20 protein-coding genes and 2 pseudogenes are annotated in these 18,956 nt (G+C 42.9%); 19 read left to right on the top strand and 3 right to left on the bottom strand.

Annotation, left to right across the window (positions count from 1 at the left end; translation table 11 throughout):
* Nucleotides 1–5: 5 nt before the first annotated feature.
* From ACBP55_RS33265 to ACBP55_RS33180, 18 genes and pseudogenes are all read left to right on the top strand, one after another.
* A complete protein-coding gene (locus ACBP55_RS33265; protein WP_464647818.1) occupies nucleotides 6–1,010 on the top strand; it encodes a ketoacyl-ACP synthase III in 1,005 nt (334 codons plus the stop codon).
* Nucleotides 1,011–1,030: 20 nt separating this feature from the next.
* Nucleotides 1,031–1,264: a hypothetical protein gene (locus ACBP55_RS33260; protein ID WP_464647816.1), complete on the top strand. Its 234-nt coding sequence runs from the start codon at nucleotides 1,031–1,033 to the stop codon at nucleotides 1,262–1,264.
* On the top strand, nucleotides 1,245–1,667 hold the full coding sequence (locus tag ACBP55_RS33255; protein WP_464647815.1) for a GtrA family protein: 423 nt from the start codon (nucleotides 1,245–1,247) through the stop codon (nucleotides 1,665–1,667). Before ACBP55_RS33260 ends, ACBP55_RS33255 begins: the two co-directional genes overlap by 20 nt.
* On the top strand, nucleotides 1,664–2,407 hold the full coding sequence (locus tag ACBP55_RS33250) for a sugar phosphate nucleotidyltransferase (protein WP_464647814.1): 744 nt from the start codon (nucleotides 1,664–1,666) through the stop codon (nucleotides 2,405–2,407). Before ACBP55_RS33255 ends, ACBP55_RS33250 begins: the two co-directional genes overlap by 4 nt.
* A gap of 14 nt (nucleotides 2,408–2,421) precedes the next feature.
* On the top strand, nucleotides 2,422–2,967 hold the full coding sequence (rfbC, locus tag ACBP55_RS33245; RefSeq protein ID WP_464647813.1) for a dTDP-4-dehydrorhamnose 3,5-epimerase: 546 nt from the start codon (nucleotides 2,422–2,424) through the stop codon (nucleotides 2,965–2,967).
* 18 nt (nucleotides 2,968–2,985) lie between these two features.
* On the top strand, nucleotides 2,986–4,002 hold the full coding sequence (gene rfbB, locus ACBP55_RS33240; RefSeq protein ID WP_464647812.1) for a dTDP-glucose 4,6-dehydratase: 1,017 nt from the start codon (nucleotides 2,986–2,988) through the stop codon (nucleotides 4,000–4,002).
* A 2-nt stretch (nucleotides 4,003–4,004) separates the two neighbouring features.
* Nucleotides 4,005–4,853, top strand: a complete 849-nt coding sequence (rfbD, locus tag ACBP55_RS33235) for a dTDP-4-dehydrorhamnose reductase (RefSeq protein WP_464647810.1) — start codon at nucleotides 4,005–4,007, stop codon at nucleotides 4,851–4,853.
* A gap of 98 nt (nucleotides 4,854–4,951) precedes the next feature.
* A complete protein-coding gene (locus ACBP55_RS33230; RefSeq protein WP_464647808.1) occupies nucleotides 4,952–5,818 on the top strand; it encodes a glycosyltransferase family 2 protein in 867 nt (288 codons plus the stop codon).
* A 6-nt stretch (nucleotides 5,819–5,824) separates the two neighbouring features.
* Complete coding sequence (locus ACBP55_RS33225) at nucleotides 5,825–7,231, top strand: undecaprenyl-phosphate glucose phosphotransferase (protein ID WP_464647807.1); 1,407 nt, start codon at nucleotides 5,825–5,827, stop codon at nucleotides 7,229–7,231.
* 82 nt (nucleotides 7,232–7,313) lie between these two features.
* Nucleotides 7,314–7,439 carry a hypothetical protein gene (locus ACBP55_RS33220; protein ID WP_261302619.1) on the top strand — a complete coding sequence of 42 codons (126 nt, stop codon included), beginning with the start codon at nucleotides 7,314–7,316 and terminating at the stop codon, nucleotides 7,437–7,439.
* A 179-nt stretch (nucleotides 7,440–7,618) separates the two neighbouring features.
* Nucleotides 7,619–8,165 (top strand): annotated as a pseudogene (gene rfbC / locus ACBP55_RS33215) (dTDP-4-dehydrorhamnose 3,5-epimerase).
* A 118-nt stretch (nucleotides 8,166–8,283) separates the two neighbouring features.
* The gene (locus ACBP55_RS33210; RefSeq protein ID WP_464647804.1) at nucleotides 8,284–8,547 is read left to right on the top strand and encodes a hypothetical protein; all 264 of its coding nucleotides are present in this window, start codon (nucleotides 8,284–8,286) and stop codon (nucleotides 8,545–8,547) included.
* A 189-nt stretch (nucleotides 8,548–8,736) separates the two neighbouring features.
* Nucleotides 8,737–9,918: an outer membrane lipoprotein-sorting protein gene (locus ACBP55_RS33205; protein ID WP_464647803.1), complete on the top strand. Its 1,182-nt coding sequence runs from the start codon at nucleotides 8,737–8,739 to the stop codon at nucleotides 9,916–9,918.
* Between the two features lie 170 nt (nucleotides 9,919–10,088).
* Nucleotides 10,089–11,426 (top strand): YecA family protein, encoded by a 1,338-nt coding sequence (locus ACBP55_RS33200; RefSeq protein ID WP_464647801.1) that lies wholly within the window; start codon nucleotides 10,089–10,091, stop codon nucleotides 11,424–11,426.
* Nucleotides 11,427–11,508: 82 nt separating this feature from the next.
* A complete protein-coding gene (gene alr / locus ACBP55_RS33195; protein ID WP_464647800.1) occupies nucleotides 11,509–12,699 on the top strand; it encodes an alanine racemase in 1,191 nt (396 codons plus the stop codon).
* Between the two features lie 207 nt (nucleotides 12,700–12,906).
* A complete protein-coding gene (locus tag ACBP55_RS33190) occupies nucleotides 12,907–13,188 on the top strand; it encodes a CopG family ribbon-helix-helix protein (RefSeq protein WP_028553892.1) in 282 nt (93 codons plus the stop codon).
* 3 nt (nucleotides 13,189–13,191) lie between these two features.
* A pseudogene (locus ACBP55_RS33185) lies at nucleotides 13,192–13,543 on the top strand (type II toxin-antitoxin system PemK/MazF family toxin).
* A 165-nt stretch (nucleotides 13,544–13,708) separates the two neighbouring features.
* Nucleotides 13,709–15,991: a Tex family protein gene (locus ACBP55_RS33180; RefSeq protein ID WP_464653514.1), complete on the top strand. Its 2,283-nt coding sequence runs from the start codon at nucleotides 13,709–13,711 to the stop codon at nucleotides 15,989–15,991.
* Nucleotides 15,992–16,685: 694 nt separating this feature from the next.
* Here the strand turns inward: ACBP55_RS33180 and ACBP55_RS33175 are convergent.
* From ACBP55_RS33175 to ACBP55_RS33165, 3 genes are all read right to left on the bottom strand, one after another.
* A complete protein-coding gene (locus ACBP55_RS33175) occupies nucleotides 16,686–17,267 on the bottom strand; it encodes a hypothetical protein (protein ID WP_464647798.1) in 582 nt (193 codons plus the stop codon).
* A 327-nt stretch (nucleotides 17,268–17,594) separates the two neighbouring features.
* A complete protein-coding gene (cmpA, locus tag ACBP55_RS33170) occupies nucleotides 17,595–17,759 on the bottom strand; it encodes a cortex morphogenetic protein CmpA (RefSeq protein ID WP_090818813.1) in 165 nt (54 codons plus the stop codon).
* A 251-nt stretch (nucleotides 17,760–18,010) separates the two neighbouring features.
* Nucleotides 18,011–18,364, bottom strand: a complete 354-nt coding sequence (locus tag ACBP55_RS33165) for a hydrolase/acyltransferase (protein ID WP_464647797.1) — start codon at nucleotides 18,362–18,364, stop codon at nucleotides 18,011–18,013.
* 128 nt (nucleotides 18,365–18,492) lie between these two features.
* Between ACBP55_RS33165 and ACBP55_RS33160 the strand changes: the two genes are divergently transcribed.
* A complete protein-coding gene (locus ACBP55_RS33160; protein WP_464653512.1) occupies nucleotides 18,493–18,951 on the top strand; it encodes a SprT family protein in 459 nt (152 codons plus the stop codon).
* Nucleotides 18,952–18,956 lie beyond the last annotated feature (5 nt).

Here is an 18,956-nt window from a genome sequence, read left to right as displayed (position 1 = left end):
TACAGTTGATAAAAAGTTATATTAGTGCGATCGAATATTACTTGCCAGATGGTAAAGACTTTAACGACCCAAACGATCGATTAACACACAAAATTGGCATTATGACAAAAAATATCGCAGCGGAGGACGAATTTGCCTCGGATTTAGCTTACTATTCAGCAATGAAAATATTTAATAATGGAAAAGCGAATCCTGATGATATAGATTTTTTATTATACTGTACACAGTCACCGGACTATATACTTCCAACTACAGCATGCTTACTTCAAGAAAGACTTGGTCTTCCTACAAGTTGTGGTGCTCTTGATTTTAATTTAGGATGTTCTGGATTTGTTTATGGATTATCTTTAGCAAAGGGTTTAATTGAGTCGGGAATGGCGAAGAATGTATTATTGTTAACAGCAGATACCTATAGTAAGTATATAAACCCAAACGATAGAAGTGTTCAACTGTTGTTTGGAGATGCTGCTTCCGCTACTTTGATTTCTGGAAAAGAGGGCGAAGGTGATGAAGATTTTATTGGTTCCTTTGTCTTTGGTACAGATGGTAAAGGAGCAGATAATTTAATTATTCATGCAGGTGGTTTGAAAGAACCATTAACGGCATCTTCATATGAAGAGATTCAAGATGACCACGGAAATTTACGTTCCAGAAGCAATTTATATATGAATGGTAATGAGATTTTTAATTTTGCTTCAAAAGAAGTACCAAAAGCAATTAATAAAGTGCTCGAAAAAAGTAATTTATCTATAGACCAAGTAGATTATTTTGTTTTTCATCAAGCGAATCAGTATATGCTTGAAACATTGCGCAGAAAAATTGGTATCAAGTCAGAAAAGTTTTCGATACAATTTGCTGATTGTGGTAATACGGTATCCTCGACAATACCTATAGCTTTAATTAGAGACTTCCAAGAAGAAAAATGCTCAAATGGAGACAATATTGTTTTAGTAGGATTTGGTGTGGGGTATTCTTGGGCATCTTGTGTAATAAAACTCAATTTAAAATAAAAAAATCAGGAGGAATAAAAATGACATTACACGAATTTATTGCAGCTTTTGAGGAAATTGTTATGGTACAATCAGGAACAGTAAATTTAGAAACACAATTGGATACTTTAGATGATTGGGATTCATTATCAAGGGCTTCTTTATTAACAACATGTGAAGAGGAACTTGACTTGAAAATCGATGAATCAATCTTAAGAAAAGTAACATTTTTTTCAGAGATTGTTGATCTGGTAGATGAGAAGTTGGTTAAGTAACGATCTCATGAGAAACATTCTACAAAAAGAGATCATTCGATATTTGATTGTAGGTGGATTAAATACAGTAGTTACTTATGTATTATACCTGCTTATTCTTAACGTTTCTAATATTACGATAGCATATACTACTTCATATATCTTAGGAATACTTATATCGTATTTTCTAAATGTTATTTTTGTTTTTAAGACAAAGGTTTCTATTAAAAAATTTTTTCAGTTTCCATTAGTGTATGTTGTTCAATATTTTTTAAACACTTTTTTTTTAATAATACTAGTAAAGAATCTAAATGTTAATGAAAAACTTGCACCATTAATAATATTAATAATTTCAATACCTATCACTTTTATATTAACAAAAGTGATATTAGGTAATAGGAAATTTAAGGAGAAACCACAATGAAAGGTATCATCCTAGCAGGCGGTACGGGTTCTAGATTATATCCATTAACTAAAGTAACCAACAAGCATCTCCTTCCAGTGGGGAAATATCCAATGATTTTCCATTCCGTTTATAAACTTAAACAAGCAGACATTCTAGATATTCTAATTGTAACGGGTAAAGAACATATGGGAGATGTCGTTAACCTTCTGGGTAGCGGTAAAGAAATGGGTGTCACATTTACATATAAGGTTCAAGATGAAGCCGGTGGAATCGCAGAAGCACTTGGTTTGGCAAAACATTTTGTTGGGGAAGACAAAATGGTAGTTATTCTTGGAGATAATGTGTTTAGTGATGAAATCTCTAGTTATGTTCAAAATTTCAGAGAGCAAGACCACGGAGCTAAAATATTAATTCAAGAAGTTCATGACCCTCAAAGATATGGTGTACCTGAACTTGCTGGTGATAAAATTATTTCTATTGAAGAGAAACCTAAATTTCCTAAAAGCGGATATGCAGTTACTGGTATCTATATGTATGATAGTCATGTATTTGATATTATTAAGACTTTGAAGCCTTCAGGCCGTGGTGAATTAGAAGTTACAGACGTTAATAACGCATATATTAATAAAGAAGAACTTACCTTTGACGTGCTAAAAGGTTGGTGGACAGATGCAGGCACGCATGCTTCTCTTGTAAAAGCAAATGAACTAGCTAAGGACCTTGATTTCGGTGAAGAGTTCGGTAAGCTTAAGCTTTGAGAGGAGATTCATTAATGGAAATTACTCAAACAAATTTAGATGGTGTTCTTATTCTGGAACCTAAGATCATTGAGGATCAGCGTGGTTTTTTTATGGAGAGTTACAGAAAAGATTTATTTCTAAACCTAGGCATTGATTATGATTTTGTTCAGGATAACCACTCCCTTTCAAAAACTGAAGGTGTAATCAGAGGTCTTCATTATCAATTAAATCCAAAAGCCCAAGCGAAGTTGGTAAGAGTGGTAGCCGGTTCTATTTTTGATGTCGTTGTGGATATTCGGTCAGCCTCATCTACATTTGGACAATGGTACGGGGTTAAACTAAGTAGTGAAAACAAACGGCAACTTCTAGTTCCAATGGGATATGCACATGGATTTTGTACATTGGAGCCGAATACTGAGGTGCTTTATAAGGTGGACGAGTATTACTCTCCAGAGCACGATAGGGGAATACTTTGGAGCGACCCAGCAATAGGAATAGATTGGCCAATATCTAAACCTATCCTGTCTGATAAAGATCAAAAACACCCGCTGCTCCAAGATGCGGAAATCAACTTTTAACTTAGGAGTAATAAGGATATGAAAATACTTGTAACTGGTGGAGCCGGGTTTATCGGCAGTAACTTTGTACATTATATGCTGGATCGTTATCCAAGCTATGAATTCATTAACCTGGATACACTAACGTATGCTGGGAATTTAGAGAATCTCACATCGATTCAGAATAATAGCCAATATACATTTGTTAAAGGTGATATCACAAACGCAGAATTAGTGAACAGTCTATTCGAGCAAGGCGTCGATACGGTTGTTCATTTTGCCGCGGAATCGCATGTGGACCGGAGTATCCTTGAGCCAGACGTGTTCGTGAAAACGAACGTTCTTGGAACACAGGTGTTACTTGAAGCAGCTAGAAAATATGCTGTTAAGAAATTTGTTCATGTCTCCACCGATGAGGTTTACGGAACGTTAGGTGAGACTGGACTTTTCACAGAAGAAACACCATTAGCTCCGAACAGTCCTTACTCTGCTAGTAAAGCTGGTTCAGATCTCTTGGTACGGGCTTATCACGAAACATTTGGGCTTCCGGTTAACATTACCCGTTGTTCCAATAACTATGGTCCTTATCAATTCCCTGAAAAGTTAATCCCGCTAATGATTGCTAATGCTTTAAACGATAAGTCACTACCTGTCTACGGAGACGGTCTTAACATTAGGGATTGGTTGTACGTTGAGGATCACTGCAGTGCGATTGATCTCGTTTTACATAAAGGTATTAACGGCGAAGTTTATAATATCGGTGGTAATAATGAGCGAACGAATATTCAAATCGTTCAGACAATCCTTCACGAGCTAGGAAAACCAGAGTCCTTGATTCAATATGTCAAAGATCGCCCTGGACATGATCGTCGTTATGGTATTGATGCAACTAAGATTACTAAAGAGCTAGGATGGAATCCAAAGCATAATTTTGAAACTGGCATTCATGAAACGATTCGTTGGTACTTGGATAATCAAGACTGGTGGAAACGAATCCAGACGGGTGAGTATCAGAATTATTTCGCAAAGCAATACGGCGAACGCCTTGGTGTTTAGGTATGAGGATATTAGTAACAGGTGCGAATGGCCAATTAGGGCAAGACGTTGTCAAACTATTGTCTACTAACCATGAGGTACACGGTTTTGGACGAGAGCAACTTGATATTACGAACGAAAGTCAGTGTTTTGAGATTCTTGAAGCTTTGAAGCCTAATGTTGTCATACATTGTGCAGCTTATACGGCTGTAGACCTTGCTGAGACTGAAGAAGACATGGTATATAAGATCAATGCCTCTGGGACAAGAAATCTTGTTGTTGCCGCTGAAAGAGTAGGGACTAAGATCTGTTATATTAGTACTGATTATGTTTTTGACGGGACAGCTTCTATGCCATATAGAGAATATGACAACACTAACCCGCAGAGTGTTTATGGGAAATCCAAAAGGGCAGGGGAGCAGCTTGTTCAAACGCTTTCCTCCCGATATTTTATCGTTAGAACTTCGTGGGTTTATGGTATGTATGGTGCCAATTTCGTTAAAACTATGCTCAAAATAGCTCAAGATCGTGACAATTTGAAGGTTGTAAATGATCAGTTTGGGTCCCCAACGTATACTGTTGATCTTGCGAACTTCTTAGAGATGCTTATTCAGACAGAGCGTTATGGCATTTATCATGCTTCGAACTCAGGAGTGTGTTCGTGGTTTGAGTTTGCTAATGCGATCTTTGAAGAGAGTGGGAAGAAGATCAATGTGGAGCCGTGTTCCACGGAAGAATTTCCGCGACCTGCGCCAAGACCCCGATACTCAGCAATGGAACATTTAGCAATTCGTAGTAATGGTTTTGAAGATTTGAGATCATGGCGTGAGGGACTCAGGGCTTTTTTAAATGAATATAGAGGAAATGAATGACTAGAAGGATTAGCTAATGCTAGTCTTTTTTTTAATCTAAAATTTATAAACCCATGCTATAATAAGTTTAATGAAATCATGAAAAATGAGGTTTTCAAGTGGATTTAAGTATTATTATACTAAATTATAAAACACGTGAACTAACGTTAGCTTGTTTAGAATCTGTTTTTTCGTCAGCTACATATTACAATTATGAGGTCATCTTAATCGACAATGCTTCAAATGATGACATAATTCCAAAGGTAAACGAGCAATACCCACAAGTGGTCTGTATTGCAAATACCGACAATGTTGGCTTCTCCATAGCCAACAACCAGGGCATAAGCATCGCCCAAGGCCGTTATGTCCTTCTTCTGAACTCAGACACAATCGTTCAAACCGATACATTAGATGTCATGTTGCATTTCATGGACGAGAACCCAACCGTAGGAGCTAGTGGCTGCAAAATCGTACTTCCAGATGGCTCGCTAGACAAAGCCTGCAAGAGGGGCTTTCCAACGCCTTCAGCGTCCTTTTACTATGCATTTGGTTTCTCTAAGTTATTCCCTAAGATCCCTCGCTTCAACCAATATCAGTTAGGTTACCTAAGTCCGGACGATGCCTATCCGATTGACTCATTAGTTGGTGCTTTCATGTTAATCCGCCGCGAAGTTATTGAGCAAGTGGGGATGTTGGATGAGGAATTTTTTATGTATGGCGAAGATATTGATTGGTGCTATAGAATTAAGGAAGCGGGGTGGGTAAATTATTATTACCCTCGCACACAAATTGTCCACCTCAAAGGCGCAAGCAGTCGTAGGAAGCCGTTTAAGATCATATATGAGTTCCACAGGGCTATGATTTTATTTCATAATAAGCATTATCGAAAGAAGTATTCCTGGCTAACGAACACAATGGTTTATGCAGGTGTTAGCTTAAAATTTATACTTTCTTTAGTAAGAAATAAACTACGTCCAGCGAGGTGATTTGCATTGATACGACAGAGTAAAGGGTTCCTGACACAACTTTATGCACTGGCCGACTTCATATGTATTCAGCTCGTGTTTTTACTTTCATGGTGGCTGAAATTTAGAAGCGGTTGGATCCCATTTGTTTCTCCTCTTCCATTCAAGCATTACATAATGTGGAGTGTCAGTTATGCAATAATTGCAATTTTTCTCAGTTATATGATGAACTTTTATACACCTAAGCGAAGGAAGCAGTTCTCTTATGAGGTTTTTAAGATTATCCAAGTTCACATATTCAGCTTGCTGCTGCTGTTAAGTGTTTTGTTCATTTTAAAAGAAGTTGATGTTTCACGTTCTTATCTCTTATTATTCCTTGTGAACAATATTCTTTTCATCAGTTTTTATCGTTATATGTTAAAAGTTTCACTGAAACGTGTCCGGCAAAAAGGTTATAACAAACAGTTCATTCTTATTCTAGGTGCAGGTTCACTTGGCCGGCAGTTCTACACAAAGCTAAGACAACATCCAGAGCTGGGGTATGAGGTGGTTGGTTTCCTTGATGATTATCAGGAGAAACATGAAGTCAATTACCAGAGCTTTAAGCCGATTATCGGGAAGATTGATGATCTGGAGTCCATTCTGAACGATCTGATTATTGATGAAGTTATCATCGCTCTACCTTTAGATGCGCATCGCAAGTTCGGCAGCATTATCAATGTCTGTGAAAAAATTGGAGTCAAAACACTGATCATACCGGACTTTTACGATTTCTTGCCGTCCCGTCCTTATTTCGACAATTTTGCTGATATGCCTCTGATTAACGTACGTGATATCCCGCTGGATGAGTTCCGAAATCGACTTTTCAAGCGAGCTTTCGATATTATTTTCGCTTCTGTGGCTATTCTTATTACTTTGCCTGTTATGATTGCATCCATTATTGCTATTAAGTTAACTTCTCCAGGTCCGATCATTTTTAAGCAAGAGCGCGTAGGTCTAAACCGTAGAAGGTTTATGATGTATAAGTTCCGCAGTATGAATGTATTGGCAGAGAGTGCCTCCAATACGGAGTGGACGGTTGAAAATGACCCGCGGCGAACGAAGGTCGGTACCTTCCTCCGCAAAACGAGTCTTGATGAGCTGCCGCAGTTTTTTAATGTGCTTTTTGGGCATATGAGTGTCGTCGGTCCAAGACCGGAACGTCCTTATTTCGTGGAACAATTCAAGGAAGAAGTTCCGAAGTATATGGTGAAGCACCATATTCGTCCAGGTATTACAGGGTGGGCGCAGAGCAACGGATTGAGGGGAGATACCTCTATCGAAGAACGCATTAAACACGACATTTTCTACATTGAAAATTGGACTTTTTTATTCGATATTAAAATTATTTGGAGAACGATTATTAACGGTTTTATTAATAAAAATGCGTACTAAAAATTTTTTCGTATCAACCGCATGATTCGTCAACATCTTCCCCATACTATGCATATACTTAGTATGCGGGGAGGTTATTCTTATGATCGATCATGAAGACGCTTACCAGGATGATCACTTGTCGGTTGGCAAAGGGTTGATTGTTGGTGTTGTGTTCGGCTCCCTGATCTGGGCGGCCATTATTGCCGGTGTTGTGTATATGTGGTAGACGTATTTCATAAATGAAGAGGCTGCTGAGGCTATTATAGCCCCAAGCAGTCTCTTTTTTTGTCCAAGAAAATGTCGGACCTGGAAGTTGAGTGCTGACAACATAAATCCAATGATGGCATGAGCTAGAGACAATTCTAAATCAACATGCATAAGTTAGCTACAGAGGTGATCTAGCTGATGAATGTTATTGCCACAAAACTGCCAGGATTATTTATTATTGAGCCGGATGTTCATGGGGATCATCGGGGGTTTTTTATGGAAAGTTATCATCGCGCGAAATTGGCGGAGCATGGAATAGATATTTCTTTTGTTCAAGACAATCATTCTTTATCTGCAGAAATTGGAGTTTTGAGGGGGCTTCATTATCAGTTGAATCCAAAAGCACAAACGAAGCTTGTTAGGGTTGTTTCAGGCGCTATTTATGATGTGGCTGTTGATATACGTAAAAACTCTCCTACCTTTGGTCAATGGGTGGGCGTCACTCTCAGTGCGGCTAATAAGCGCCAGCTTCTTGTTCCACAAGGGTTTGCTCACGGGTTTTGTACGACTGAGCCCCAAACTCAAGTCTTATACAAGGTAGATGAGTATTACTCGCCTGTACATGATAGGGGAATCTTATGGTCTGACCCTGGCAATTGGCATTGATTGGCCGACCGCTAATCCCATTTTATCGGATAAGGACCGGAAGCACCCGTTGTTTAAATATGCTGAGATTAATTTTTAAAAATTAACTTTTAAAGTCTGTTTATGGATGGTTTTGGTGAAGGAATAATGGATACCGTTTGAACTAATTCTCGGGTATAATGAAATGTATAAAGCTTCTGGTGTGGAGGTTAACCTTGATGAGTGAAATGACAGACCGTGAATTTCTAAGTACGATACTCAGGAGAATGAATGAGATAGGCGCGGATGTTACGCCCATTAAAGATCGGGTTGACAGTATGGACAGGCGATTGGGAAATGTTGAGGACCGGCTGACAAAAGTTGAAGATACTTTGCAAGATGTCAAACAAGTTCAAATTCAGCAAGGTGAGCAAATTGCAGGCATTGCTGTGACGATGATGGAGCACGCGGCAAGTATCCGCACACTTAAACTAGTCAAATAAATGAGTAAGATTAGCTAACCTAATCTTACTTTTTTTTATCCAAAAATACGATATAGGCTTCATTTTGCGTTCATGTATGCCCCAGCTATTGCTTTATTTTGCCAAGCCCCAACTCGTCTGCATAATCGGCCAAGTCCCCTCATATGCATGTACTATGTTGATGTTAATCATGAGTGAGGGGATGATCGAATGCGCCGGGTCACATGGGTGGTAGCAGTGGTGATGTGCTTAGCATTGGTTCTCGCGGGATGCGGGATGGGCAAGAAGGATGCAGGATCTATTGTAAAGGATTTGGATCATGTGATCAGCAAGTCGGGCAGTTATCAGGCTTCGGGCAGCATGATTTTGAACACGGGGCAGCAGCCGCAGGAGTATCAGGTAGAGGTGGCTTACTCGCCGGATCATTTCTATCGTATTTCGCTTACAAATGCGGGGAAGGACGTGACGCAAATCGTGCTGCGTAATGAGGAGGGCGTGTTCGTACTTACGCCGCATCTCAAGAAGAGCTTCCGCTTCCAAAGTGATTGGCCGGAGAATCAGGGGCAGGTGTATTTGTTCCAGTCTCTAGCGAAGAGCATAATTGCCGATAAGGATCGCCAATTTACAACGGATAATGATACGTATGTGTTCGATGTTGCAGCCAATTATCAAAATGAGCAGCTGTCACGCCAGAAAATTTGGCTGAATAAGAAGACGCTGGCGCCTAAGCAGGTTCAGGTGTCGGATGCGAATCACAATGTGTTGGTTCAGGTGAATTTTACGAGCTTTGAATTCGATGCCAAGTTCGACAAGGACTTTTTCCAAATGGAGCGTAATATGACCAGCTGGAATTTGAAGTCTTTACCTACGATGGCTGGCGCAGCGGATGCCAATCACCCAGCAACGGGTGGCAAGTCTGTAACAGATAAGAATCTGTCAGCAACAGGTGGCCAATCCGATCAAGCAGCAGGCCAAGCTCAAGATGGGCAAAAGTCTACAGCGACGAAAACAGGTACAGATACGACGAAGTCGTCAGCCGCGGCAAGCAAACCGCAGAGTATCGGTATTATCGAGCCGTCCTACCTGCCGAAAGATGTGGTGAAGCAGGATATCACGGATATGAAGCTTGGTGAGGACGCAGCGGTCCTTTTGAGATACAAAGGCAAGTACAACTTCAGTCTCATTGAGGTGAGACCACAGGCGAAATCGGTGTCCTTGCAGCCGGGTACGATTGTTGATCTTGGATTCACGATCGGCGTGCTCACGGGGGATGAGAAGAAGACGCTCACTTGGACGAATGATGGCGTAGAGTTCAGATTGTCAACTGGCGATTTGCCTACAAATGAAATGATCAAAGTCGCTGTGGCGACTGAGGGTCAGTCTGGGAAGTAAGAACAATTAGCGACAATATAAGCTTAAAAAGGGAAGCCCTGTGCGATTCGAGCAGGTGCTTTTCCTTTTTTTAGTCAATTCTTGTACAAGAAGATTTAACCAACTCCCACGAAAGGGAGTTTTTTTGGTATAATGCAACTTTGGAGTAAATAGATAATGGAGTGTCTTTGATGAAAACAAATGAAGAGTTAACAATGGAAGAGAAGCCATTTTGGGAAAATGAAATTGCCTTGTTCGGCAAGTATCTTGCGGAGGAAGGCAAATTAAAAGCAGACACAATTGACAAGCATATGGATCGCATTCAATTTATGGCGATGGTTTATTTTGATAATTACGAAATTGATTATGAAGAACTGCAAAGCGAGATAATTATTGATTTTCTTGGTCGTTTCTACATTAGCAATGTACTGAATAGTTCTAAGTCTGACATAAGTGCTTATTTACCATCGATTAAAAAATGGGTGCAGTTTCTGTTGCAATCTGAAAAGATTTCGGGTAAACAGTGCGCGGAGATAGTAGAAGTATGTAAACATAAAGAGTTTTTCATTGAGCGTTTTGAACAATACATGGATGCAAATAGCGACCGGGCTTTGGAAAATTGGCATAACTCAAATGATTTTGAGGCTTACCTGGCCTTTCAGGCGTCTGAATCCACACGTAACGAGTTTGAGCAAAGACCTATTTTAGTAGATAAAAGGCTGCTTGAGCAATGGATGGATGAAAAGACAGCTGTACCTCAAATCGTTGCAGATTTTCAAATATTTCTGGCTTCCTTGCAGGATGCCAAGAGTTTGAAATTGACGACTGCCAGACAACATTTGCCTCGGAATTTTTGGAAAGAGCTTGATGAGAAGCTTGGCTGGGAGCTTTTTCGTAAACCAACATTGAACCAGGACCAGGTGCCATTGTTTCAATTCTTTTTCTATGCAGCTCAGCATCTTGGATTGATATCTGAGAGCAAGAAGCAGTGTGTAGTCACGAATCAGGCAGCAAGCTATCTCGCATTAACTGATAAGGAACAAGGAGTCGTTCTATTAGATTCGCTTTGGAATAAGGTTGAATGGGGACAGCTGCAGGAAGCGAACGAGGGTGGTCGTCCTGAGTGGGTCCAAGAATCAAGAAAGGCAATCGCAAGTGTGCTAGCAAGCTGGCCTGTAGATCAGGCGCAGGATGTTGAAAACGAGTGGAAACGGAACACGGATGTGTTCCTGCACTCTGTTGTTGCTGTGTTGGAACGTTTTGACCTGGTTAGTGCGAAGTATAGGCCGGAGTCTGAAATCAAGTATGCTTTTGAAAGAACGCCGCTTTTCATGACGGTAAAGGACTCGGGTATGCGGGTTTTCCGTTATTTTGCTAATGAAAATGTTCGACCTCAGTTGAAGCCGGCGGTAGTTCGTGACATCCATTCTACGAATGATTTAAAGGCTGTTTCTGGTAAAAGTAAAATCGGACGTAATGACCCTTGCCCATGCGGGAGCGGGAAGAAATATAAGAAATGTTGTTTATAAGTCTGCAAAAGTAAGGTTGACAGTTTTTCGTGATTAGGCTTAACATAGGTTTACTTGTAATGGATAAATGAGGTGAACGCTGGTGGATGCTTTTTATCGTCCCACGTGGGTAGAAATTTCGTTAGATGCACTGCGAAGCAACATTGAAGGTTTTCAGAAGGTACTGCCGGAAGGAATGAAACAGATGGCAGTCGTTAAAGCTGATGCGTACGGACACGGGGCTGTTGAAGTATCCAAAGAGGTTCTCGCCGCGGGTGTGGATTACTTGGGTGTAGCGTTTTTTGATGAAGCGTTGGAGCTAAGGAATGCAGGGATCACTGCACCTATTCTGGTACTAGGCTATACGCCTCCAGAAGGGGTTGATAGAGCGCGTGAACTCGATGTGACGATTGCGGTCTATAGCCGAGATGTTCTCGAAAAGCTTTCTTTTCAGGGGCAAATGAAAGACAGGGCACTTCAAAAGAAGCTAAAGATCCATATTAAGCTGGATACTGGTATGGGAAGACTTGGTTTGCATACGGAAGAGGATGCTATTCCATTTATTGAGGAAGCGTTGAGGCTGCCGAATGTGGAAGTTGAGGGTTTATTCACGCATTATGCGAATGCAGATGAAGTAGATAAGAGCTATACGATGGAGCAATATCGCCGTTTTGAGCGAATTGTGAGCTATTTTACGGGTATAGGTGTTACATTTCCATATATACATGCAGGCAATAGCGCGGCGGCCATAGATTTGCCGGAATTGACGTATTCGATGGTGCGTTTGGGGATTTCGATGTATGGTTTGTATCCTTCCGAGGATGTCGATCAAACGAAAATTGAATTAAAGCCGGTGCTCAGTCTCAAAACAGGGATTGTTCATCTTAAAACGCTGCCTCCAGGCTCGGGAATTAGCTATGGAACGATTTATCACACCAAAGGCGAAGAACAAATTGGGACACTGCCGATTGGCTATGCGGACGGGTATTCTCGGATGCTTTCGGGTAAAGCTGAGGTTCTTGTTCGGGGCAAAAGAGTGCCGATCGTCGGTAAAATCTGTATGGATCAATGTATGATCAATGTATCGGATGTGCCGGATGTTCAGTCACTGGACGAGGTTGTGGTGATCGGGGAGCAAGACGGAGAGCATATTACGGCTGAAGATGTAGCTCGTCAACTCGGTACTGTTAATTATGAAGTCATTTGTATGATTTCACATCGTGTTGCTCGCGTGTATGTGCGCGACGGCAAACGGATAGATGCCATTAATCCTCTCATGCGGCATCGCTATTGAAAGTAACAGATTAATTTACCATTTATTTTTTGTGCTGCATGGAGAGGATTTTCCGAATAGGCCATCGAATACTATGTAAGTAGGATTCTTATATCCAAGTGTGTAACATATTTGATATACTGGATGCATATATCTATTGTATAAATTGGTTTTTGGAATGACATACTGGTAATATTGTCTTTGTATCGTTTCTGGGGGTGCGAAAGTGTGAGCAATGCGCATAATACGAAAAGGATCATGATTAGCTTGCCTGACAATCTGTTGCAAGAAGTGGACGGTATTGTCGAGAAGGAAAATTCTAATCGCAGCGAATTTATTCGCCAGGCAATGAAGCTGTATTTAATTGAACGTAAAAAGCGCAGTCTACGCGAATCCATGCAGCGTGGGTATATGGAGATGGCGAAAATAAATCTCAGCATGGCATCTGAAGCTTTTCAAGCGGAGGAAGAAGCGGACGGTACGCTTGATCGCTTAGTAAGCGGGGTGTAAGCAGTGATTGTGAAACGTGGTGATGTATTTTTCGCAGATCTTTCGCCGGTAGTAGGGTCGGAGCAGGGAGGGGTTCGTCCTGTTCTAGTGATCCAAAATGATATCGGCAACCGCTTTAGCCCAACCGTGATTGTTGCAGCGATTACAGCTCAAATCCAGAAGGCGAAGCTTCCCACGCATGTAGAAATCGATGCGGAAACGCATGGTTTCGATCGAGATTCGGTGATTCTGCTTGAACAAATCAGAACGATCGATAAGCAACGGTCTGACGGACAAAATTACGCATTTGGATGAAGAAACGATGCGCAAGGTGGACGACGCTTTGCAAATTAGTGTGGGACTGATAGAGTTTTGAATAGGATCAGGAACGGACGAGGGTGATTGGTTCCCTCGTTTTTTGGTTTGTATACATACATATGAATAGAATTGGGGGAAACTGGTAGTGGCAAATACCGAAGAGTTGAAGATTAAGACAAGTGAAAGGGAAGAGATTGAGGGAATGAAGACAAAGGCAAGTGAAATGGAAGAGACTGAGGGAACGAAGACAAAGGCAAGTGAAAAGGAAGAGACTGAGGGAACAAAGACAAAGGCAAGTGAGTATGAGGAGCCGAGGGAGAAAATACAGATCTCGGAAGAAAAGAAAGCAGAGATCCAGGAGCGTATCCTGAAGCAGATCTCTGCTGAATTACAGCTGCCCGCAAGCAAAGTGAAGACAACGATGGGGCTGCTTGATGAGGGCAACACGATCCCGTTCATCGCACGTTACCGGAAAGAGATGACCGGGGAGCTAGATGAGAACCAGCTGCGAGATATCGAGGAACGGTTACAATACTTGCGCAACCTAGAGGATCGTAAGATCGAGGTTGTTCGTTTGATTGATGAGCAGGGCAAGTTGACCGATGAACTGCGCAAATCGATTGAAGGCGCTGCGAAGCTGCAGGAAATCGAGGATTTGTACAGACCGTTTCGTCAAAAGCGCAAAACGAGAGCGAGCGTTGCCAAAGAGCGCGGTCTGGAGCCGCTAGCGGACTGGATCTGGAAGCAGCCACGTCAAGGCTCGCTGGATCAAGAAGCAGCGCGTTATGTGAACGCGGACAAGCAGGTAGGAAGCGCCGCAGATGCGATCCAAGGCGCGATGGATATTCTTGCGGAGAATATCGCGGATGATGCTAAGATTCGAGCTTGGGTGCGTAGATATACGCATGATCAGGGGATTTTGCGTACCGAGGCTAAAGATGCAAAGGCTGAATCCGTATATGAGATGTACTATGCGTATCAAGAACCTGTGAAAAGGCTGCCGCCTCACCGTATTCTCGCGATTAATCGCGGGGAGCGGGAGGAAGTCTTGAAGGTTGGCTTGGATGTTGCGGTTGATAAAATTCATGATTATATGTCTCGGCAAATAATAAAAGGGCAATCGATCGTGCAAGATGTGCTTCGTGCGATTGTCGAGGATGCTTATAAAAGATTACTAGCGCCTTCCATTGAGCGTGAAGTGCGTGGTGAAATGACCGAGATGGGCGAGGAGCAAGCGATTAAGATTTTCGCGGAAAATCTACGGAATCTGCTGCTCCAAGCCCCGGTCAAAGGGCACGTAGTGCTGGGTGTCGATCCCGCTTACCGGACAGGCTGTAAGCTGGCCGTCATCGACGACACCGGTAAAATGCTTGAAATCGCCGTCACATACCCGACCCCACCTAATAATAAGGTGGCAGAAGCGAAGGCGAAGTTCAAGCAGTTGATCAGCAAGCACGGCGTCGAGCTGATCGTGATCGGTAATGGGACGGCTTCCCGTGAAACGGAGCAGTTTGTAGCGGAGCTGATTGCGGAGATCAAGGAGCAGAAGCTCAAGTACTTGATCGTAAGCGAAGCGGGGGCGAGCGTGTACTCCGCGTCGAAGCTGGCGCAGACGGAGTTCCCGGAGCTCGACGTAGCCGAGCGCAGCGCGATCTCGATCGCGCGGAGGCTGCAGGACCCGCTCGCGGAGCTTGTGAAGATCGAGCCGAAGGCGATCGGCGTCGGGCAGTACCAGCATGACGTTTCGCAGAAACGTCTGGACGAGAACTTGAAGGCCGTCGTGGAGTCGGCCGTTAACCATGTCGGCGTGGACTTGAATACGGCGTCCCCGTCCTTGCTCTCGTACGTGTCGGGCGTGAACGCGACACTGGCGAAGAACATCGTCAAGTATCGCGAGGAGAACGGCAAGTTCAGCTCCCGACAGGAGCTGTCGAAGGTTCCGCGCCTTGGCGCGAAAACCTTCGAGCAGTGTGTCGGGTTCATGCGGATTCCGGGCGGGCGGAACCCGCTCGACAACACCCCGATCCATCCGGAGTCTTACGACGTGGTGGATCGGCTGTTCAAGGAGCTGCGCCTGGAATTGGCGCAGCTTGGTTCGCAGCAGCTGCTAGCGCTGCTGCAGACGCTGGAGCCAGAGGAACTGGCTCCGAAGCTGGGCGTAGGTGTCCCGACGATGCGGGACATCTTAGACAGCCTGCAGCGGCCTGGGCGAGATCCGCGGGACGAAGTCCCCGCGCCGATCTTCCGCACCGACGTGCTGCAGCTTGAAGACCTTGTGCCGGGCATGGAATTGACCGGCACGGTGCGCAACGTTATCGACTTCGGTGCCTTCGTCGATATCGGCATTAAGAACGATGGGCTGGTGCATATTTCCCAGCTCAAGAACGGCTTCGTGAAACACCCTATGGATGTGGTGTCCGTTGGGGACATCGTCCAAGTCTGGGTGCTTAACGTAGACGAGAAAAAAGGTCGCGTTGGCTTGACCATGAAAAAGCCTCAACAATAAGAAACAGCAGCAGTTGGCAGCGTTTTGCTACCAGCTGCTTTTTTTTGTAGGCTCACCGAATTACCAATAAGAGCTTCCAGAGGCTGTTATTCCTCCTGTTTTATGGCATATTCGATAAATAGAAGCTCCTAGGGACCCTTATTCTGCATAAAATAATAAAATTTATAATGAAATTTGTAAATAAGAGCCTGTAGAGACTTCTATTTCAATATTTTTGATCGAAATTGCTCAAATAACAGCCTTTAGGGACTCTTATTTGGGAACGAGGGGGCTCGAGTCTTAGAATTACTCGCACGCCCATCCAAGAGGCGTTACCGCCATCAGCGAATCTCCACATCATCCTTCCTTAAATTACTTGCACGCCTATCCAAGAGGCGTACCGCCATCAGCGAATCTCCACATCATCCTTCCTTAAGTTACTCGTATGCCCTTCCAAGAGGCGTTACCGCCATCAGCGAATCTCCACATCATCCTTCCTTAAATTACTTGCACGCCTATCCAAGAGGCGTACCGCCATCAGCGAAACTCCACATCATCCTTCCTTAAGTTACTCGTACGCCCATCCAAGAAGCGTGACCACCATCAGCGAAACTCCACATCATCCTTCCTTAAGTTACTCATCTCCATCACTTACCCGACATCATCCTCTCCAACAAGTATCATCAATACTCCCCAGCATGGGAGGTTAAAGAGTTTATTTATGAACTCGCCCCACATCCTTCAAAGAGTAAACCCTTACATTCCGCTCACCAGCGACAAGTGAGATCATTCCTTCCAGGGAAAGGCGTTTCAACCAGACCGCAGCGATACGAATATTTACATTGCATTCGGCAGCAACTTCCTGAAGTCGTACTTTGCCGCTGCGACGCTTGGCTATTTGGATGATTAGTTGCTTCCGTAACACCCACTTGTCAGCTTCTAGCAAGGCGATAGGTGAGAGAGGGGGTATTTTAGCAGCAGTCTTTCTCGGTAACAACGGATAAACATTATTTTTCTGAACTACACTCATCTCGCCTTGTACAAATCCCAGTTGCTCTTGAACATTATTGTTCTTGGCTTGTACTAATCCTGCTTGCTCATGAACAGCATTATTCCTGCCTCTCACTAATCCTAATTGCTCAAGAACAGCAATGTTTCTGCCCTGCCGCTCTTGAACTGCTCTAGAATTCCCCCGCTGAATCATTAATTCAGAACCACTCATCCAACCACCAAACCCTTGACGTCCTAACCCAAGTTCACGCATTTTTCTTAGCCAACCTTTTGTTTTACGTGGCATAATAATCGACTCCCCTTTTTTATGTACGAAAAAAAGCACACCCGAACCGCAGAAATTCTGCAAGATCGAGTGTGCTTCACTCCGAATAATCTATTACATTTATTTACAGTATAGAGGGCACATTTCAAATATGCAACCTTTTTTTAACAAACGTTTACTTTTCTCTGCAAGTAGTAAGTTGCTCTGGTTTAAATTCACTTTTCTCAGCAAGTAGTATGTTTGGTCTGTACCCACTTTTCTCAGCAAATAGTGCTTTAATCTGGTTTCACTATGTCATTCAACATTGCAAAAAAGCCAGCACCCGCTTCGCAAGTACTAGCTCTTTTATCAGAATTTACGCTTGCCCGGTCCGTCCGTCGATTGGGTGTCAGGCCACTCCTCTTGTGAGCGGCGGGTGCGGTAAAAGTACCAGCTATCATTCAGCAATCGGATTTGTCTGCGGTTTTTGTTCTGGAAGGCCCGCATTAATTGATTACAGAGCCATTGCGGCATATGCCCATCCCCTTCTTCGCCATGTAATAATAGCATATGAAGGATTGCTTCGATGGGTGCAGGTCCTTTTGATTTGCGTTACTTTTTTGCTTTGTCCTACTCTTCGCGTTGCCCTACTCTTCGCTTTGCCCTACTCATTGCTTTTGCCTTAATCTTTGCTTTTGCCTACACTTTGCTTTGCCTTACACTTTGTATTGCCCTACTCTTTGCGTTGCCTTACTCTTTGCTTTGTGTTTTTAATCTCACTAAGATTAACCCTCAAATTCTTCTTCATACCACTGTTCCAGCTGGGCTTGAAGTGCGCGAATTTCAGTCAATAAGGAAATAAGCGGATAAGACTTTTCCTGGATGCCAGCAAAGGTTTTTTCCAATCGATTGATGTAATCTAAACCTTGAATGAGGGTGTGCGCGGTGCCAACCAATTCCAAGTCGTCGCATTCTGCAATAACCCGTGGAAGCTGAGGGACATGGTCAGCGGTCAATTTCTCTAATTCTTTGTGCAATCTTTGATTCAGAGCTGTCAATTGATAAGCGTAGGAAGATGGCATTTCAATGAATTCTACTTGTTGTTCGAACTTAAGAATGACATATCGCATTTGCGGCATAAGGGTTGTTCAAATCCTTTCTTTTGAAAGCTTTCGATCTTCTTTTCTACTTGACAGTATAGCCGTACATACGGTACAAATTCAAGTGAGAACTTGTCAAAGGAGCGAATGGGGATGGAGGATCGGGACTGCAGCAATGGATCGAGCAGATCTCTATGGATTCGTTTGGGAGGCCTTTTGTGCATCAGGCGCGGTTTAACAGGAGGTTAAGGTCGACGGGCGGGCGCTATTTTACCAAATCCCATGATATAGAAATCAGTTGGATGCAGTGGGAAACATTTGGACGAGATGAGATTGAGAAGATCATTAAGCACGAACTTTGCCATTATCATTTGCATATATTAAAGCGTGGCTACCAGCATCGCGACAATGATTTCAAAACCTTGCTGGCGCAAGTCGGAGGTACCCGATTCTGTCGTTCGCTGCCGCGGGCTTCCCAGAAACAGTCCTATAAATACAGGTTGGAATGCGTCAATTGCAAAACCGAATACTACCGCAAGCGCAAAATGGATGTACGGAAATATGCATGTGGAAAATGTAAGGGGAAATTGAAATCGTATACACTTGACTTACCAGCGCCTTCATAATAAAA

Source organism: Paenibacillus sp. WG02, assembly GCF_055396115.1.
This window is presented reverse-complemented; position numbering and strand designations above follow the sequence as displayed.

Coding starts and splice junctions, on each gene's coding strand:
- ACBP55_RS33260 (WP_464647816.1), top strand. CDS start 1,031: ATGACATTACACGAATTTATTGCAGCTTTTGAGGAAATTGTTATGGTA.
- ACBP55_RS33255 (WP_464647815.1), top strand. CDS start 1,245: ATGAGAAGTTGGTTAAGTAACGATCTCATGAGAAACATTCTACAAAAA.
- ACBP55_RS33250 (WP_464647814.1), top strand. CDS start 1,664: ATGAAAGGTATCATCCTAGCAGGCGGTACGGGTTCTAGATTATATCCA.
- rfbC (WP_464647813.1), top strand. CDS start 2,422: ATGGAAATTACTCAAACAAATTTAGATGGTGTTCTTATTCTGGAACCT.
- rfbB (WP_464647812.1), top strand. CDS start 2,986: ATGAAAATACTTGTAACTGGTGGAGCCGGGTTTATCGGCAGTAACTTT.
- rfbD (WP_464647810.1), top strand. CDS start 4,005: ATGAGGATATTAGTAACAGGTGCGAATGGCCAATTAGGGCAAGACGTT.
- ACBP55_RS33220 (WP_261302619.1), top strand. CDS start 7,314: ATGATCGATCATGAAGACGCTTACCAGGATGATCACTTGTCGGTTGGC.
- ACBP55_RS33210 (WP_464647804.1), top strand. CDS start 8,284: ATGAGTGAAATGACAGACCGTGAATTTCTAAGTACGATACTCAGGAGA.
- ACBP55_RS33205 (WP_464647803.1), top strand. CDS start 8,737: ATGCGCCGGGTCACATGGGTGGTAGCAGTGGTGATGTGCTTAGCATTG.
- ACBP55_RS33200 (WP_464647801.1), top strand. CDS start 10,089: ATGAAAACAAATGAAGAGTTAACAATGGAAGAGAAGCCATTTTGGGAA.
- ACBP55_RS33180 (WP_464653514.1), top strand. CDS start 13,709: ATGGAAGAGACTGAGGGAACGAAGACAAAGGCAAGTGAAAAGGAAGAG.
- ACBP55_RS33175 (WP_464647798.1), bottom strand. CDS start 17,267: ATGCCACGTAAAACAAAAGGTTGGCTAAGAAAAATGCGTGAACTTGGG.
- cmpA (WP_090818813.1), bottom strand. CDS start 17,759: ATGCCGCAATGGCTCTGTAATCAATTAATGCGGGCCTTCCAGAACAAA.
- ACBP55_RS33165 (WP_464647797.1), bottom strand. CDS start 18,364: ATGCCGCAAATGCGATATGTCATTCTTAAGTTCGAACAACAAGTAGAA.